Source organism: Paenibacillus castaneae (genome assembly GCF_002884445.1).
In the GTDB taxonomy this organism is placed as follows: Bacteria; Bacillota; Bacilli; order Paenibacillales; family Paenibacillaceae; genus Pristimantibacillus; species Pristimantibacillus castaneae.
The window spans coordinates 2,687,730-2,705,830 of record NZ_KZ614144.1 but is presented as its reverse complement, the minus strand read 5'-3'; the positions used below and the strand labels follow the sequence as shown (position 1 = coordinate 2,705,830).

Genomic DNA, 18,101 nt, shown 5'->3' with positions numbered 1-18,101 from the left:
GTTTAAACATATAAACGTATAGTGCATAATTTTAAATTTTCGAGTTTAGTTTCAACTTTTGAAATTATTATACGTGTACTTCGTCTGCAATGGAATTTAATATCATTTTTTGATATTAGTCACCCCTGCTACATTATAAACAGCCGAATAAGGAGCTTGTAGCCGCGGGGAGCAATAAAAAATAGAGGATAATCAGCTCATGTTTAAGCCAATTATCCTCTATCCGATTTACTTTTTCACCAAATAAATATTGGTCTCTTCTTTTAATTGTTCCAAATTAAGCTTATAGCCGAAATATTCCGCAACCTCGCGTAATGGAAGTCCCTGAATGACGTCCGGCTTGAGGTATCCGACACGTTTCACACTGCCTGATGTGAGTGTATATGTTTTGCTCTTGATGCCATCGGAGAGCGTAACTTGATTTTGTTTTTTGGTGCTTTTCAGACGAAGATAATTTTGGTAAAAAGAAAGATCAACATATAAACTCCCGTTTTTATAAAATAAAAAAGTGCGGTAAGAATAATTTTCCTTGCGTGGTTCTTGCACTAGAGCGCCTGCTATATCCGTCAAATAGTGTGGATTTTGAATGGCTTTGTTATAAACAGCTAGTACGTTTTTATCACTGGTAAGCGAATAATCATTAATTTTCCGACCAGCTGGCGCGTTAACCAGATTATTGACATCAAAGTAGTATATCGATTTCACACGCGGGTATTTAGTTGGAAGCACGTTGTATAGTCGTGCAATTTTATCCATTGCAAAATTGACGTGGTATTTTTTGTCGGTGATCGTGTAATGGGTCACGCCAAACTCAGATATTTGGATCGGCTTGCGATAACTGAACTCTTTGTACACATAATCGAGCAGCTCCAATGGGTCCTCTTTGTCCGCTCGCTGATTAATATCATTGTTATGGTACATGACGTTATAGATGTTGACGCCAACCCAATCCACATATTCATCACCAGGATAATACTTCATCATCGGTTCTTCAGGAAAGGTGAAGACCGTCCAAGTCATCATAACATTCGGCGCTGTTTTGCTCATAACGCTGTGAACCAGCTTCCACTTCTGTTTGTACAGCTCTTCTTTTCCTTTGCCAGAATATTCGGTCCAAGTGCCGTTCATTTCACTAGCATAGCGCAAAAAGATAGGTACCCCAGATTCTTTGGCGTCGAGTGCAAATTTCCTCAAATAGGCATTATCTTGTACATCCTGCAGGCCATTGTTCGGTTCCCAAGCGATATGCGGGAAACCACCCGCTGCCTTAACCTGCTCCACCCATTCTTTTGGGAAAGGACTTCCATAACCAACATAATAGAAATAACTGGCATGCTTTTTCTTTGTCCAGTCTGTAAATGTATCGATGTTGGCTTTAATCGTTTCATCTTGGATAATATATGCTCCCAAGTAAGCTCCTTTGATCGGCTCATACTTCGAAGGATTCTTATTGATTTGAGTGGTGTAGATTGTGACCTCTTTCGCATTAAAGCTTGCCGCCCATAGTGATGACGAGGTTGATAGAAATAGTATCGTGCCTAGTACTGAAGCTATCAAGGATTTCCATTTCACCTATATTTCCCCCTAGTTGTTTTTACAAACTCTAGGGAATTATACATAGTTTTTGAGATGAATACAATAAAATTTAACAAAATAATATATATTTATAGTACGTTACATTCCAATAATAAGGCATAATTTTCTCTAATAGCTTAATTCTTTAAATCAATGAACAGAAGCTAGTTGTAATAGAATTTGGCTAACGATTAACTGGAAAAGCAGCAGTTAATTTCGATCGTAGCAGCCGTTAGAGATCATTTAGCTGTATAAGCTCACGTTAATTCCAGCGATATCTTACAATTTACGATGAATTGCCAAAATTAGCTGTAGTAAATACATGTAAAAACAAATAATCGAGGCCAATAGAAGGAATAAATGGAGTTTATACAGTTAATTGATTTGGATGTGATCTCATTTGATATAGATAAGGAATATTCTAGGATCCTCCGAAATAGTAGGGGCAAGTCTAATCGAATAGCAATGGGCGGCCGGGTTTGAACGCATTACATCCAAAAAGTCTATCCAAAAAAAGAAGCTAAGCCCTTCGGCTTAGCTTCTCCCACGAAATTTCTGCGAATGAGCGCGTGCTTCATCTGCATTTGTTACTCGATTGCGACTCCACTCAATTAGTATGCGGTCAATATAGCGCAAGCTCAGCTTGCCGGCAAACACCGCCTCCTTAAGTGCGAAGCGGATGATCTCATCTGTGTAACGGTCTTGATCAAGCCAGCCTGAGATCGTCTCGCATTCCATAGGTGATAACAATCGACCGAGCTCTTGCTCGAACACGCTGAACAAATCCATTGCCGATGCAGATTGTGGCTTCATAGGCTGACGATCTGCCTTTTTCATCTCCCGCTTCTGCTCTGCTGTTAATTCGGCGGCCTTCAGCAGCCAGCCGCTCCAATTATAGCGTTCGGACTGCATGCCTGTCCCGCTGTCAACATAATCATCAATCGTCAGAAATCCGTCCTTTATCAGACGGCCAAGCGAATGGCCAACCTCTCGAACCGTAAGCCCCATCCGTTCAGCTAGTTCCTCCGGCGTCGGAAAATCAGTCAAATCCGCTTCCATATATACCATGATCTGCAGCATAAGCATCGCTTCTGTATCCGATAAATCAAGCTGGCGATACGTGCGCAGCAGCATAGCGGACACGTGAACGCCGCCCTCTTGCAGCGCAGCTGCCATGCCATGCGAATACGCCTTCCAAATCTCGTTGTTCAATGCCTGCTGCCTCCTATTTTTGCCTTTATTGCAACTTTACTTGGTTTACAATCCTATACGTATCTCTCGCAATGAGAAGTTCCTCATTCGTCGGAACGACAAGCACTTTCACGCGGGAACCCTCTGTTGATATTTCGCGAGCATCCTTGCGGCGCTCAGCATTTCGTGCGTGATCAAGCTCAACCCCAAGGAAGGAGATGCCCTCACAAACCGCTTGACGGAAGACGACGGAATTCTCGCCTACACCTGCTGTAAACACGAGTGTATCCAGTCCATTCATTGCCGCTGCATAAGCGCCAATATATTTCTTCACACGATATGTGTACATGTCAAAGGCGAGCTTAGCGTTTTTGTCCCCTTCATTCATCGCTTCTGTAACCTCACGCATATCGCTGCTTATCCCCGAAACGGCTAACATGCCGCTATGTTTGTTAAGCATAGAATTTACTTCGCTCAATGTCAATTCCTCTTTGTTCATAACGTAAGGCACAATAGCGGGATCCAGATCGCCGCTTCTTGTTCCCATCATTAGACCCTCGAGCGGCGTCATTCCCATGCTTGTATCGAGTGATTTGCCATCCAATATTGCGGCTAAGCTCGCTCCGTTGCCGATATGGCAAGTAATCATTTTGAGCGATTCCAGCGGCTTTTGTAAAAATTCAGCAGCTTGATCGCTTACATAAGAATGCGATGTTCCATGGAAACCGTACCTGCGCACCTTATGACGGCGATACAAAACGGTTGGTATCGGATATAAATAAGATGTATTAGGCATCGTTTGATGAAATGCAGTATCAAATACGACGACTTGCGGAACATCCGGCAAAGTCGTTTCAACAGCTGTAATTCCCATCATATGAGCAGGATTATGTAACGGCGCTAGATCAAACAGCCTGCGAATTTCATCCTTGACCGCTTGAGTAACAAGGACAGAGCTGCTGAATGCCTCACCGCCATGTACAACACGGTGACCCACTGCATCAATTTCATTCAAATGGGTAATCGTTCCAAACTCAGGATGCGTCAACATTTCGGCTACGCGCTTAACTGCTGTAACATGGTCTAATATTTCACTAACTTCGCGAACCTCTGGCTTATCAACCGGATAATGGGTAACAATAGATGAGTCCATTCCGATCCGTTCAACATTCCCGCTTGCAAGCACTGATTCATTACTCATATTAAAGAACTGATACTTAAGCGAAGAACTTCCTGCATTTATGACTAGTACTTTCATTAGATTCGATCTCCATCCATATCGTATTTGAAGAAGCCGGATCCTGTTTTTGCGCCGAGCTGTCCTGCGCGCACCATCTTTTTCAGCACAATAGACGGACGGTACTTCAACTCGCCGTATTCTCGGAACATCCGCTCCAAAGCAGCAAGAACAGAATCTAATCCGAAGCGATCGCACATTTCAAACGGTCCATGATGGAAGGAATACCCAATGCGCATGGCATTATCAATATCCTCTGCTGTCGCAACACCTTCCTCCAGGACATGCAGTGCTTCATTTATTAATAAGCATATAAGTCGAGTTGTAACGAAGCCTGGGGATTCGAATACCATGACCCCTTTTTTCTGAATAACTTCCTCGACGAAATGTTTGGTACGCAAGAAAGTCTCATCGGATGTCTTTAGTCCCCGAACAATTTCTACCAGATCAATTTTAAAAACAGGATAGATGAAATGCGTACCAATTACACGATCCGGCCTTCCGGTTACGCTTGCAAGCTCAGTTAAACTAAGCGTGGAAGTGTTGCTTGCCAGGATGGCTTCCGGTCCGCAAATTCGATCAATGGCTTCGAACACTAATTTTTTACTATCCAAATCCTCAGATATCGTCTCAATCACGAGTTCACAGTCGGCTAGTTTCTCATAATCTAAAGAAGTCTCCATTCGGTTCATCATAAGCTTCTTCTCTGTTTGAGTTAGCGCCCATTTCTCGATTTGCTTGTCCAAGCTTATTTCAATCATTTGCACACCGTGCTCAAGACGTTCTTGTGAACGCTCGATCATGATGACCTCCAACCCCTTGGAAGCAAGCATTTCTGCGATTCCCTGCCCCATCGTTCCTAGTCCAACGACTCCAACTTTTCTTATATTCAATGTATATGACTCCTTTGGCATGGTGATATAGCCCCTTATAACCTATTGAGGGAAAATCCTATCAAAACCTCTTCATTTCTATTATAACGGATTTCAAGAAAAAAAGAAGACGGAGCAGGACTCCGCCTTCAAATTGTAATATGTGAACAGATTATGCAGCTGTGTGTGCTTTCAGAAGACGTCGGAAATGTTCCCCGCTTAATGTTTCTTCAAGCAATAAGGTTTCCAGCGATTTTGTAAATACATCACGTTTCTGTTCTAATAACGTTTTGGTTTGAACCATCAGCTCGTCCAGAATGGAGCGATTGATGTGCGCCCATGCTTCCTTCGTCATCATGGATGAATCCACGATGCCTAAATCCGTTAACCCCGACTCTACTAATGTTTTGACGATATTGATAGATTGCTCGAAATCGCCCCGCGAGCCCGTACTTCTATCGCCATAAAACATTTCTTCCGCCGCAGCGCCGCTCAGCGCGATCATAATTTGTTCATTTAGAAATGGCTTTGTATAAAGATATTGATCCGCCTGCGGATTGTGACGAACGTAGCCTAAAGCTTTTCCGCGCGGTGAAAGGGCAACCTGAGATACACTGCCTGGGCGAACCAGCTCAGCCATAATGGCATGGCCCAGCTCATGCAGAGCAACACGCTCACGCTCTTCTTTTGTAGATTCACGATCTGTTTTCTCACCCATCATGACCTTGTCGATCGCCATTGTCAAATGCCGCTCCGAAATCATATCATCTTCAAAGCGCAGTGCATAGATTGCCGCTTCGTTCATGACACTTTCAAGCTGAGCACCAGAGAAACCAAATGATTCAGAAGCAATTCGATCTAAATTAACGTCTTCAGCTATAGGCTTATTGTTAGCATGAATGTTCAATATATGCAATCTGCCCTTTTTGTCTGGCAAATCAACCTCGATTTGACGGTCAAATCGGCCTGGGCGAAGCAATGCGCTATCCAGCATCTCCTTGCGGTTTGTAGCTGCTATCAGCAAAATTCGCGGTGATTCATTGGCATGTATGCCATCCATCTCGGTCAACAGCTGATTAAGCGTTTGATCGTATTCACGCTGCTGACCGCCGTCCCTCTTACCGCCAATAACATCAATTTCATCGATAAAAATAACCGCACTGCTCTTTCCAGCTTTGTTCGCTTTCGTACGTGCTTCCTTAAACAGATCTCTTACACGTCCCGCACCAACACCGACATACATCTCAACGAACTCGCTTCCTGAAGCTGCTAAGTAAATGGAATCGGTATATTGAGCTGCAGCTTTGGCAAGCAGCGTTTTCCCTGTTCCCGGAGGACCGGATAGCAATATGCCTTTCAACGGTCTTATGCCCAGCTTAGCAATTCGCTCTTGGTGTACAAGAAAGTCCAGCGCTTCTACAAGCTCCTGTTTAGCCCGCTCCTGCCCTCCGATTTGTTCGAAGGTAAAGGGAGTCATCTTCGCATTGGAACGCCCCTGTTGTCTTGGCAAGGCCGTCATCTTACCTCTGCTTCTGGCAGCGTAGACGACAGCAAAACCCAAGACACCCATAAGGAGTACAGGCACTACATTCAGTCCAATATAAATTAAAAAAGCAATTAGGACAGGAATAAAGCCGATTATTATTTCAGGCAAGTATTTACGCATATTACCACACCTCCATTTGACCTGGAGTACGAGGCAGAACTACATATTTTACTGCATCTTTATTTTTAATTGTAATATATACATTCTTATTATCCATCTCGGACGAAACAGTTACATCTTTATACGATTTGGCTGCATCGCTCATAGCCGTTGGTATTTCGGAATAAGCCTTGTTCTCCATAGCTTCGGCAACCTTGAATAAGGAAGCATACCATAGATCATCCAACTGCTTGTTTGGTTCTGTCTTAATATCAAGCTTAAGACGTCGGTCACCGAACACATCTTTTCCGTTTGCTGAAATAGATTCATAGATTTCTCTAATATTAGCTCCCGGTGCCAATACAACTTCAATAGTCACTTGGTCACGAGTAATAACTGGCTTTGTAGAGGAAACAACACCATCCATATTTTTAAAGGCCTGCTGCAATGGTGCAGCGATCGCCACTTGATTATAAATAGTCCACCCACCGAAAAGAACCAATACACTCACTACAGCAACAACAATTATAGGTATCATACGCGGTTTCTTCACTGATCCAATCCCTCCCGCTGCTATTTTTGTCTACAATAGTATATCACAATTGCTATACGAAAGTATAACATAAATAGCTGCAAGATTCGCTGTGTAAAAATAGGAAACGGAGCCTTACGGCTCCGTTTTGGCTGGCAGACGATAGCTGTTAATAAAGCTGCCGCTGTCAAATGCATAGAAATCATAGAAATAATGCTTCGAACGCTCGCCAGTGCTGTAATAGATTTCCCACACTGGCTCATCATCCAATAAACCTGGTTGGATTCTCTTAATTGTTGCATCAGGCTTGGAGGAATGGAATGAATCCTTTAAAGCTTGCCTGGAGATGCTGTCAGCTTCTTTAATAATCTTCGGTTCCATGTCATCCGCAATCCAAACAAATACATTTTGATTATCTTGATCTATTCCTTTAACAATCCAGCTCTTTTTATTCCATGCATGTGTGTAAACAGTCTCAACGCTTTGAAGCTGTGCAGCTTCTATCGCTTTCGTTTTCGCTTCGTTTGTTGCCGCCCAAGTTGCCGTCTGTATCTCGCGATAGTAAATACCGAACGCAGTACCAATGACCAATAAGGCAGCTACAATTACAAATATCCACCGATGCAGCGTCATGAAGGAACGACGTTTTCTAGCTGTTGAACGCATTACGCTTTAAGCAAGCGATCGAAGCTTGCTTGCGCCTCGTAACGAATTTTTTCTTCATCCAGCAAGGTGCATGAACCATTCTTCACTACTTGACGGCCATTGATCCACACATGCTGCACATCACGTCCTGATCCCGAATATACGAGATGAGAAACAATGTCCGTCTGCGGGTAGAAGTGCGGCTGCTCGATATTAATCGCTATAAAGTCAGCCTTCTTCCCTACTTTTAGACTGCCGAGCTCATCCTGCTGCCAAATAGCCTTAGCTCCATATACAGTGCCCATCTTCAATGCTTCCCATGCAGGGACTGCCGTAGGGTCACCTGAAATGCCCTTGTGAAGCAATGCTGCGAAGCAAATTTCTTCAAACAAATCCAAATTATTATTGCTTGCTACACTGTCTGTTCCAAGCGATACGGTTACTCCGGCACGAAGCAAATCAGGAACACGGGCAATTCCGCTTGCCAGCTTAAGATTGCTGACAGGATTATGAGATACATGTACTCCTTTGGCAGCAAGCAATTCAATTTCTTCATCGTTTAAGTGAACAGCATGTGCTACTAGCGAAGGACGCGAGAAGAAGCCGAGACGGTCCAAATGCTCTACAGGACGTACACCATAATCGCGAACATTCTGCTCTACTTCCGCTATCGTTTCCGACATATGCGTATGCAGCGGAAGATTATAATCATGAGCAGCCTGAACAAATCGCTCAATATATGCAGGAGGGCATGTATAAGGAGCATGTGGGGAAATCATCGTCGTAATCCGACCGTTTGCTTTGCCGTTCCAGTCACGGGCGAAGGCAATCGCTTCGGTAAGCTTTGCCTCTTGAACATCTGCAGGACAAAGCCCAATGACACCGCGTGTCAAAACACCGCGTATTCCGCCTTCCTCTACCATTTGCGCAACCTGATCCATTCGATCATACATATCGACAAACGCAGTTGTGCCGGAACGCAGCATTTCCACAATTGCAAGAGCACTGCCTGCGCGCGTGTCCTGATCCACATATTTGCCTTCCATCGGCCACATCTTCTGCTCCAGCCATACTTGTAGATTCTGATCATCAGAATAACCACGCAATAAGCTCATCGCTGCATGGCCATGTGTATTAATAAGGCCCGGCATAAATGCTAATTTGCTGCCGTCTATTTTTTGAACATCCTCAGACAGCTGCTGCGGTGCTTCTACTCCTAAATAAGTAATACGATCATCCTTAACAACCATATGTCCTTTGAATGACGGATTTGCTTCATCCATCGTAATAAACAAACCGTTCTCAATCCAAATCTGACTCATCCTGCACATCTCCTTCTCTTACTAAATAGTAGGCTAAGCTAAGCAATTCCTTAGTGAAATCCACATTATGTATCCTGATCTCGTCCGGTACTCTTAGAACAGCCGGCGCAAAATTGAGGATTCCCTCAACGCCTGCTTCTACAAACTGATTGGCTACATTTTGTGCTTCAAAGGCCGGCACCGTAATAATGCCTATTCGGATTTTTTGCTCCGCTACGGTTGAAGCTAGCTCGCTCATTGGAAGGACGTTTAAGTTATTAATGCTGGATCCGATTTTGCTGGGATGCACATCGAATACAGCAGTTATTTGCATATTATCCTTCGAGTACATATTGTAATTGCACAAGGCATGCCCTAAATTACCCGCTCCGACTAGAGCTACCTTAATCGTTTGATCTACTTTTAAAATTTGCCGAATTTTTTCAATTAAATAATCAACGTCGTAGCCTACACCCTTTCGCCCAAATTCACCGAAATAAGCTAAGTCCTTCCGAATTTGGGCTGGGTTTAGATCAAGCTTGACGCCTAGTTCTTGCGATGACACCGTTTGTACCTCACGATTATGCATTTCTTTCAATACTTGGAGATAAATCGGCAGCCGCCTTACGACAGCTTCCGATATTTTCGTTTGCCTCATCGCTTCTCCTCCTCTGAACTCGGCGCATCTTGAATTGTAATTGGCTCAACCAGGCTGTCATCCTTCAACCATTCACGCATCCTCAAAATCATTTGATCCGTATGCATCGTTTCAATTTTGGGACCGGGCAACGAATATAAGAAATGCTTTCCATAAAACGTATCAATTACTCTCGTGTCGTAGATGATAACGATTCCTTTATCCTGCGTCGTCCGTACAAGCCGCCCAAAACCTTGTTTAAAGCGAATGACTGCTTGAGGGATAGACAGCTTCATAAAAGGATTTTGTTTCTGCCGCTGCAGCATCTCAGCCTTTGCCTCTGCCAGTGGATGGTTTGGCGGCTGAAACGGAAGTCGTACGATCGCTAGACAAATGAGTGCCTCACCCGGAATATCGACGCCCTCCCAGAAGCTGCTTGTTCCGAGCAGCACAGATTCCGGTGTTTGACGAAAGCGTCTGGTCAATTTAGTGCGGTTCCCGCTGTCTATTCCTTGTCCTAACACTTGTATCCCTGCCGAGCTTAGCTGCTCCTTAAGGGGCTCATACACCTGCTTCAGCATCCGATATGAGGTGAACAGCACCAGCATTCTGCCTTTTGTCTCCTTAGCAGCATCAGCTAACGATTTCACAAGCATTTCTAAATATGCAGCATCTACTCCTGCACCCTTTAGAACAGGAAAATTGCGAGGTATGACAACAAGCGCTTGATCACGATAATTGAAAGGAGAGGGAAGCTGTACCGTCTTCAATCTGCCTTGCTCTTCGTAGCCAGTTAGGCCAAGCTGCTCTTCTGCGTACTGGAATGATTTCTGAACGGATAAAGTGGCTGAAGTGAGCACAATGCTTTCTTTTACGTCAAAGAAATACTTTTGCAGCTGCGCGCTTACATCAACGGGTACGCCGTAAAGCTGAACAGAACGATAGCGATAGACGCTGCTCGCTTCAATCCAGAATACCGATTCGGCAAGCTCAAGCTTAATGAATATGCGAAGCTCATCCTTCACCCGCGTTAAATCGCGAACAGCACCGTTAAGATCCGTAATAATAGCTTGCACAGCAGGATCATCGACGCGATCCTTTATATCGGTAATCATTTTATCAACGGTTCGAACGACCCGATTAAGCTCCGTATGAACATTGCCTTCAACATTAACTGCATCCTCCCAAGTAGCTGGGAGAGAGTTTTTCTTCAATCGGCATACCGATTGTCCATTATCGGTTGGACCGTCCGATGAGGTAGCCGTAAAATTGTAAAACATCTCGAATAGCTTATCCCAATGCTCCTTCACTTCATTGAATACCGGAATTACAGTATCAATAGTTTCCAGCCATGAGGCTTGATGTGCATCATCCTCGAATAGCAGCTTCTGGCGAAGAGCCGGCAATAATCCTGAACGATTATCTTTAAATAAGCGCTGTACGACATGCGTCAACGAGAAATAATTGATCTGCATGCCCAGATGCTTGCCCGCAACCTCTTCTACATGATGTGCCTCGTCAATAATAAGATGAGTATAAGCAGGCAGCAAACGATGATCGGCTTGAATGTCTGTGAATAGCATGGAATGATTCGTAATTGTAACATCAGCAATATTGGCCTCATGTTTCGCTCTATGATAGAAGCAGCGTTTAAACCACGGGCATGCACGATTTAAGCATGAGTCAGAATCACTCGCTACAGTTGACCAAAAATCTGCCCCTTTATTGCCAAAGTTAAGCTCTTCTTGATCGCCTGTTTCCGTCTCGCCAAGCCATACAACCATTTGCGCTGCTGTGACGGTATCTTCTATTGGAGATACCAGATCCTTGGTATTCACTTTGCCTTCAAACTTACGTAAACATAAATAATTGCCGCGTCCTTTAAATATCGATGCTTTAAACGGAAATGGCAGCACGTCCTCAAGCAGCGGCAAATCCCTTTGTCTAAGCTGCTCCTGCAAATTTATCGTATGTGTGCTGACAACAACCTTCTTCCCGTTACGGACACCGTAATAAAGCGCCGGTATGAGATATCCGAGTGATTTGCCTGTACCCGTTCCTGCTTCAATTAGAAGGTGCTGATTGTTGTCTAGGGCGCTGTATACCTCGTGAAACATGGCAACCTGCGCTTCTCGTTCTTCGTATGACTCAAATTTCTGTTCAAATCTCAGCTTCACATCAGCCAAATAATTCTCGAATGATACATCCGTTAAAGGCTCGCTATTGCTGCTATCAGCGCGTGGCGGCTGCTCATCTGACCATTCTCTAACCTTCAACGCAAATTGGTTGAAATAGTCGTACTCATTGGATTCAAATACGGTACGTATTTCCATTTGCTGCTGTGTATGCTTAATAAGCCAGCTTAAGTCGCTATCGTCATCCACAAGCGCGGATAGCCGCTGCAATGTAAGCAGCGGCATCTTGCGAAGCTTTTGGAGTGATTCAATCAATATGAGCGCGGTCGCCATTGCATCGCTATCCGCACGGTGATGCTGCTCATGCGTAATGCCGAATAGCTCAGAAACGGCTCCAAGCTGATACGTATTAATGGTAGGATAAATAATACGCAATAATTCAATTGTATCCAGCTTGCGGCCCCCAAAATTTCGGTAGCCGCAGCTTCTAAGCGCCTGATTAAGAAAGCCGGAATCAAACCCGACATTATGAGCGACGAGCACAGCACCATCCATTAACGTAAGAAGCTCAATAAGCACCTCATTAAGGGTTGGGGCATCCGCAACATCCGAGTCCTTTATTCCCGTTAATTGTGTAATGAACTCCGGTATTGAGATGTTAGGCCGAACAAAGGAGCTGTACGTGTTGATGATTTCAAGCTCATCTGAAACAATGACCAGCCCAACCTGTATGATGTCATCCTCCGTGCTGTGTCCCGTCGTTTCTAAATCCAATACTGCAAATTTCATTTATTCCCCGATCCTCTCACAAACAGCACAGCTCCGTGCTTCCGAAATATAACGATAAATGCTTAGGCGTTTCTTGACATGATTTCAAATTACTTACTGGATCCTTGAAGCTCGGATAAATTTCATGCGCTTTAATAAACAATTTCTCCGCTTGCGCTAAATTGGTATGCACCGCTTGAATGCACCCTAGCGCATTATAGCCCATCGCAAGCCATTTAGGAAAGTCCGTCAAAGCGATTAGTAATTGAAAATGCCTTTGCGCCTCGTTCCAGTTCTGAAGATGCATGTAAGTCATACCCAGGAATAGTCTCGCCAAATTACATTCCGGTGCTTCATTAACTGCCATTTGAAATTGTGAAGCTGCTTGTGCAAACATAAATAACTTATAATAGCCTTGTCCCTTGGATATAATAGCTGCCAGCTCATCCGTAATTTCCAAATCTGAGATGTTGCAGGTTGAAACAGAAGCAGCATGAACCATTAATGGCTGTTTCTTTACTTCCTTCGCATTCACAGCTGCCTCAGCAAGAACATTCTGTTGATCCTTGAAATCGGTGAACTTCTCTTCGAACTCAAGCCATTGTTCAATAAAAGTGTCACTTACACCTTTAAGCTCTTTCATTTGCAGCTCATACAGCTTTTTTTCTTGTTCTCCTGCACCATTGTACTGTTCAATAATTTGATCAAGCATGTCATTCATCGAAGAAAACATATGCTGAAACATACCGCATCCCGCCTTCGCCAAAGAATTGAGGAGTGTTATGATCATTTTTTGTTTTATCGCTGCTTTTCATTCGGGATGTCAGCCTTTACATAATGCAGGGATTAACGCGCTGTTTAATCTAATTAAAGGATAGTGGAATGAAGCTCTTGATTCAGCATGTGCAAAGGCCGATTTTCTTCATTCAGAATGGTAATAATTGGTTTGTGTTCTCTTGCCTCCGCATCGGTCATCAACGCATAAGAAATAATAATGACCTGATCGCCAGGTTGAACTTGCCTAGCAGCGGCACCATTTAAGCAAATAACGCCCGAGCCTCGTTCACCAGTAATGACATACGTCTCGAATCGAGCGCCATTATTATTGTTAACAATTTGGACCTTTTCATTTTCCCATATGTTGGCCGCATCCATCAAGTTCTCATCAATGGTAATACTACCTACATAATTCAAATTCGCTTCTGTCACGGTTGCCCTGTGCAGTTTGGATTTCATCATCGTTCTGAACATTGTCATTCACCTCCATTGCATGCAATAAGCGATTATCTATTAGGCGTGTATTTCCAAATTTGACCGCTAATGCTAATATTAATGATTGATTAAGCGAACTTAAAGAAATGCTGGCTTCCGGTTCCTGCAGGCTTGGATAAAGCAGCAATTCTGCATAATCCAGCACTCCGTCTTTCGCCTGAGCCAAATAGTCCTTTACATTAGTCAGCAGCTGCTCTGATGTCATATCGGATTCTTTCGACCATACCTCAGCCTGCTGCAGCGTTTTGGACAAGACTACCGCTTGCTGCCGTTGTTCAGCAGTTAAATAAACATTGCGTGAGCTTAGTGCAAGCCCATCCGGCTCTCTGACAATTGGACAAGGAATGATTTCAACAGGAAAATTAAGATCCTTCACCATTTGCTGTATAACGGCCACCTGCTGAGCATCCTTCATTCCAAAATAAGCACGGGTTGGCTGTATCAAGTGAAACAGCTTGCTAACTACCGTACCGACCCCATCGAAATGGCCTGGGCGCGAAGCCCCGCACAGACGATCTGTTATGCGATTAACAAGAACCGTGGTTAATGGCTTCTCGGGATACATTTCCTGTACAGATGGCATGAATACAAGATCCGTTCCATATTGCTCTGCTATAGCCAAATCACGTTTCTCATCTCTTGGATAACTGTCCAAATCCTCATTGGGACCGAATTGAAGCGGATTTACGAAAATACTAAGCACTACGACATCATTTTCCAGCTTCGCTTGTCGCAGCAAGCTGGCATGACCTTCGTGCAAAAAACCCATTGTTGGAACAAATCCAATCGATTTATTTTCTTTACTTAGCTCAGTCAAATGCTGTCTTAATTCCTGCTTCGTTCTGCAGATGTTCATGAGCGGTGAACTCCTCTCGCTGCTGTGTCTGCTTGAACATCGTTATCTTTATCCGCATTGTTCGAGCCGCCGCCATATAAGCTTTGAACGGCTGCAGGCGGTGCCGAGAATACGTGCTGCTCTGACGGAAAAGCTGCTGATTTAACCTCTTCCACATACGTATGAATCGCATTTCTAATCGTTGTTCCAATGTCAGCATAGGTTTTCACAAATTTTTTCTCGAAATAAGGCGATGAATATTGCAAAATATCATGATAAACAAGAACTTGGCCGTCACAATAGCGCCCAGCGCCAATTCCTATTACCGGTATGGAAAGCTCTTTGCTAATCAGGGCTGCCAGCGATTCTGTCACGAGTTCCAAAACAATACTGAATGCGCCAGCCTGCTCTAATGCTTTCGCATCGTTAATTAATCGTTCAGCTTCCTCATCCAGCTTTCCTTGAACCTTATATCCACCAAGCTGATGAACCGATTGCGGTGTAAGACCGATATGTCCCATAACCGGTATACCCGCCTTAACAAGTGCAGCGACATCCGATGCCATATCTGCGCCGCCTTCAAGCTTAACCGCCTGCGCGCCGCCTTCTTGCATAATTCTTGCAGCATTTCGAAGCGTTGATTCGCGTCCGATACCGTAAGTCATGAATGGCATATCGGCCACGATGAACGTTTGCTGAGCCCCTCGCGCAACAGCTCGTGTATGATAAACAATATCGTCGATTGTTACAGGAATAGTCGTATCGTAACCAAGAACGACATTTCCCAGCGAATCGCCAACAAGAATAACGTCAATCCCTGCTTCTTCAGCAAGCTTTGCTGAAGGATAATCATAAGCTGTTAATACGGAAATCGCATTGCGTTCCTGCTTCATCTTCTTCATATTCGTAATCGTCAGTCGTTTCCTCATCAGCCTAATCCCCCTATTCAATATTAGGATAAACACAAAAAAACCTTTTAGCCGCTGCTAAAAAGGTCCCCAAACTGAAAAGGAAACGATTGCTTGTCGTGCTTCCTTCTGTCTCGGTCCCTACGGCTCAGAGCAGAGTGTGCATTCCCATTTATTCGCCTTGCCTTGTACATTACCAGTGCAGCTTCATTCGAATGCCGCCTGATAATTATAGTTTAACAAAAAATAAGCATTCCGTAAACGGAATCAATGACTCGCCAGCGGCTCTCCCATTTCGGCAGAAAAAACAGGCTTTATGGTGCCATCAGCAAGTTCAACTAGAATGGCTCCACTGCTATCAAGTCCAGTTGGCTTGCCGATTATTTCCCCTTGCGGCGTTATTAGTCTTGTTGCCTTGCCAAGTGAAACCGACAGAGCCTCCCACAACGTAATAATAGGATCGAAGCCCTGCTCTTTGTATAACATATAAAGCTGCTCCCACTCTTTCAGAAATGCTGCAATAATATCGACGCGGTCCCATTTCTTCCCGCCTGCAATGGATAGCGAGGTTGCCTTTTCCAATATTTCTTCAGGATAATCCTCTTTATCCAAATTAACGCTAATGCCAATACCGGCAATAACATAACGGAGACGCTCTTCCTCAGCAGAAGACTCCAACAATATTCCGCTAATTTTTTTCCCATCAATAAGCAAATCATTAGGCCATTTAATACCAATGGGCAGTGAAGTGATTCGTTTAAGACTTCTGCATAGTGCAACTGCGGTCAATAAAGTAAGCTGAGGGGCGAAATGGATCGGAACAGATGGACGGAGAACCATACTCATCCATATGCCTTTACCCTGCGGCGACACCCAGCTGCGGCCCATACGGCCTCTGCCGTTCACTTGCTGCTCAGCTATAAATAATGTTCCCTCGGCTGCACCCTCTTCGGCAGCTGACCGGGCCAGATTTTGAGTTGATTCAACAGAGTCAAAGTGCTGAATTGCTTTGCCGAATGTATTGAATTGCATTTGTTCCCTTAAATCTTTGATAGAGAGCTTGTCCGGCACACTAATCAAACGGTAGCCTAGCCGCCTAGAGGCTTCAAATCGATAACCGGCTGCTTCAAGCTTGCGAATTTGCTTCCATATCGCTGTTCGGCTTACGCCTAGCTTTTGACTAATAAGCTCCCCGGAAACATATTGATCTGGATGAGCTTCGAACATTTGCAGCAGGGATTCATTTTTCATATTGATGTTTATGCACCTCATTATCCCATAATAATACTTGTTCCAGCAGCGCCGTTTTGTTATTAGCAAGCTCACCGCTTGCTGCCATAAACAACAAACGATTCAACCAATCACTTACCCACGGTCCGGCTTTTCTGCTCAGATGTGACGTAAGATCTTTGCCGCCTATGTCAAGCTTCTTCAGCGTAGAAACGGGAATTGATTTCATCCATTCGTTCAAACGCGCTAGACGCTCAGTCAGCTGCCTCAGAGACGGTGCTCCAATGACCTCCACAGCCTCTAACCATTCTTCAGCTGTTGCTTCACCATATTGGATAACTGTTTCAATCCAGGCTTGTCGAAGCTTAGACTCGTCGTCTGACTCTAGAAACGGATACATCCGGTGGTGAGCAGCTATAATCGCCGCAATAGATTTGCTGCGATGGTTTGAGAACCGCAGCACACGAAGAATATGTGCAGCTGCATCGTTTGTCAGCTTCAAACCTATGCCAATTGCAGCCCAGCGCAAATCGACAGCATGAAGCTCATTTAATCTGGCAAAAGCTTTCGCGAATGTTGGGAATCGGTGTATCCCTCTTAAATAATGATCAGACTCACTCGGAAACGGCTCCTTCAAATGCAGCAATAGTCCTGAAGCAGCTATGAAATGCAGCGCACGCACCGGCGCCTCACCCGCTACCATTTTATCCAATTCTGCTCCTACGCGTTCCATTGCAACATATTTCAACAATTCACGATGCGAAATAATGGCCTTCCACGTCTCAAAGGCAGGAGTAAGTCCATATGCACCAATAAAGCGTATCGCTCTAAGCATGCGCAGCGCGTCTTCTTGAAAGCGCGCATCCGCATTTCCAACACAGCGAAGGATACGTCTTTCTAGATCGAGAAGGCCTCCGAATGGATCCTGCAGCTCTCCGTCCTCCGTCATCGCCATCGCATTCATTGTGAAATCTCTTCGCAGCAGGTCTCCTTCAAGCTCTGTAATATAAAGCACGCTTTCCGGCTTGCGATGATCCTCATATGCCGATTCCTGTCTAAATGTAGTTATTTCATAGCCTATATGCTCATGAATGACTGTAACCGTGCCATGTTGAAGACCCGTCGGAACACAGTGCTCGAATAATTCAAGCACCTGCTCTGGACGGGCCGAAGTTGCAATATCAACATCCTTAACGGGCCTGCCGAGAACGGTGTCCCGTACGGAGCCTCCTACAAACACAGCTTGGAATTGATGTTCTGCCAGACGTCTTATGATTGGCAATGCGGTTACAATCGGTTCCGATAAAGAAAGCTTCAT

General features: G+C 44.4%; 16 protein-coding genes. All 16 read right to left on the bottom strand.

All coding sequences use genetic code 11. The features are described 5' to 3' along the window. Positions 1-228: 228 nt before the first annotated feature. The 16 genes from CEF13_RS11785 to CEF13_RS11710 all read right to left on the bottom strand — a co-directional run bounded on the left by CEF13_RS11785 (position 229) and on the right by CEF13_RS11710 (position 18,101). Positions 229-1,572, bottom strand: coding sequence for a glycoside hydrolase family 26 protein (locus CEF13_RS11785; RefSeq protein WP_102710861.1), 1,344 nt, complete (start codon positions 1,570-1,572; stop codon positions 229-231). A gap of 537 nt (positions 1,573-2,109) precedes the next feature. Then, positions 2,110-2,787: a DnaD domain protein gene (locus CEF13_RS11780; protein ID WP_243864591.1), complete on the bottom strand. Its 678-nt coding sequence runs from the start codon at positions 2,785-2,787 to the stop codon at positions 2,110-2,112. 25 nt (positions 2,788-2,812) lie between these two features. Beyond that, a complete protein-coding gene (locus CEF13_RS11775) occupies positions 2,813-4,024 on the bottom strand; it encodes an acetate/propionate family kinase (protein WP_102710860.1) in 1,212 nt (403 codons plus the stop codon). Continuing rightward, entirely contained in the window at positions 4,024-4,917 is an 894-nt protein-coding gene (locus CEF13_RS11770) for a 3-hydroxyacyl-CoA dehydrogenase family protein (RefSeq protein ID WP_424991971.1), read from the bottom strand. Before CEF13_RS11770 ends, CEF13_RS11775 begins: the two co-directional genes overlap by 1 nt. A 130-nt stretch (positions 4,918-5,047) precedes the next feature. Further along, positions 5,048-6,541 (bottom strand): AAA family ATPase, encoded by a 1,494-nt coding sequence (locus CEF13_RS11765; protein ID WP_102710859.1) that lies wholly within the window; start codon positions 6,539-6,541, stop codon positions 5,048-5,050. A 1-nt stretch (position 6,542) separates the two neighbouring features. Next, a complete protein-coding gene (locus CEF13_RS11760; protein ID WP_102710858.1) occupies positions 6,543-7,073 on the bottom strand; it encodes a hypothetical protein in 531 nt (176 codons plus the stop codon). A gap of 114 nt (positions 7,074-7,187) precedes the next feature. Continuing rightward, positions 7,188-7,685 carry a cell wall elongation regulator TseB-like domain-containing protein gene (locus tag CEF13_RS11755; RefSeq protein WP_146022703.1) on the bottom strand — a complete coding sequence of 166 codons (498 nt, stop codon included), beginning with the start codon at positions 7,683-7,685 and terminating at the stop codon, positions 7,188-7,190. Positions 7,686-7,717: 32 nt separating this feature from the next. Continuing rightward, a complete protein-coding gene (locus tag CEF13_RS11750; RefSeq protein WP_102710856.1) occupies positions 7,718-9,019 on the bottom strand; it encodes an amidohydrolase in 1,302 nt (433 codons plus the stop codon). After that, complete coding sequence (locus tag CEF13_RS11745; protein WP_102710855.1) at positions 9,000-9,656, bottom strand: redox-sensing transcriptional repressor Rex; 657 nt, start codon at positions 9,654-9,656, stop codon at positions 9,000-9,002. Before CEF13_RS11745 ends, CEF13_RS11750 begins: the two co-directional genes overlap by 20 nt. After that, complete coding sequence (gene dinG / locus CEF13_RS11740; protein ID WP_102710854.1) at positions 9,653-12,559, bottom strand: ATP-dependent DNA helicase DinG; 2,907 nt, start codon at positions 12,557-12,559, stop codon at positions 9,653-9,655. The genes CEF13_RS11745 and dinG overlap by 4 nt, the downstream gene beginning before the upstream one ends. A 16-nt stretch (positions 12,560-12,575) precedes the next feature. After that, positions 12,576-13,283 carry a hypothetical protein gene (locus CEF13_RS11735; RefSeq protein ID WP_102710853.1) on the bottom strand — a complete coding sequence of 236 codons (708 nt, stop codon included), beginning with the start codon at positions 13,281-13,283 and terminating at the stop codon, positions 12,576-12,578. A 122-nt stretch (positions 13,284-13,405) separates the two neighbouring features. Next, the gene (panD, locus tag CEF13_RS11730) at positions 13,406-13,789 is read right to left on the bottom strand and encodes an aspartate 1-decarboxylase (protein WP_102710852.1); all 384 of its coding nucleotides are present in this window, start codon (positions 13,787-13,789) and stop codon (positions 13,406-13,408) included. Continuing rightward, positions 13,716-14,666 (bottom strand): pantoate--beta-alanine ligase, encoded by a 951-nt coding sequence (gene panC / locus CEF13_RS11725; RefSeq protein ID WP_102710851.1) that lies wholly within the window; start codon positions 14,664-14,666, stop codon positions 13,716-13,718. The genes panD and panC overlap by 74 nt, the downstream gene beginning before the upstream one ends. Next, entirely contained in the window at positions 14,663-15,574 is a 912-nt protein-coding gene (gene panB / locus CEF13_RS11720; RefSeq protein WP_102710850.1) for a 3-methyl-2-oxobutanoate hydroxymethyltransferase, read from the bottom strand. The genes panC and panB overlap by 4 nt, the downstream gene beginning before the upstream one ends. Positions 15,575-15,820: 246 nt before the next feature. Next, entirely contained in the window at positions 15,821-16,804 is a 984-nt protein-coding gene (locus CEF13_RS11715; RefSeq protein WP_102710849.1) for a biotin--[acetyl-CoA-carboxylase] ligase, read from the bottom strand. Next, positions 16,794-18,101: a CCA tRNA nucleotidyltransferase gene (locus tag CEF13_RS11710; RefSeq protein WP_102710848.1), complete on the bottom strand. Its 1,308-nt coding sequence runs from the start codon at positions 18,099-18,101 to the stop codon at positions 16,794-16,796. Before CEF13_RS11710 ends, CEF13_RS11715 begins: the two co-directional genes overlap by 11 nt.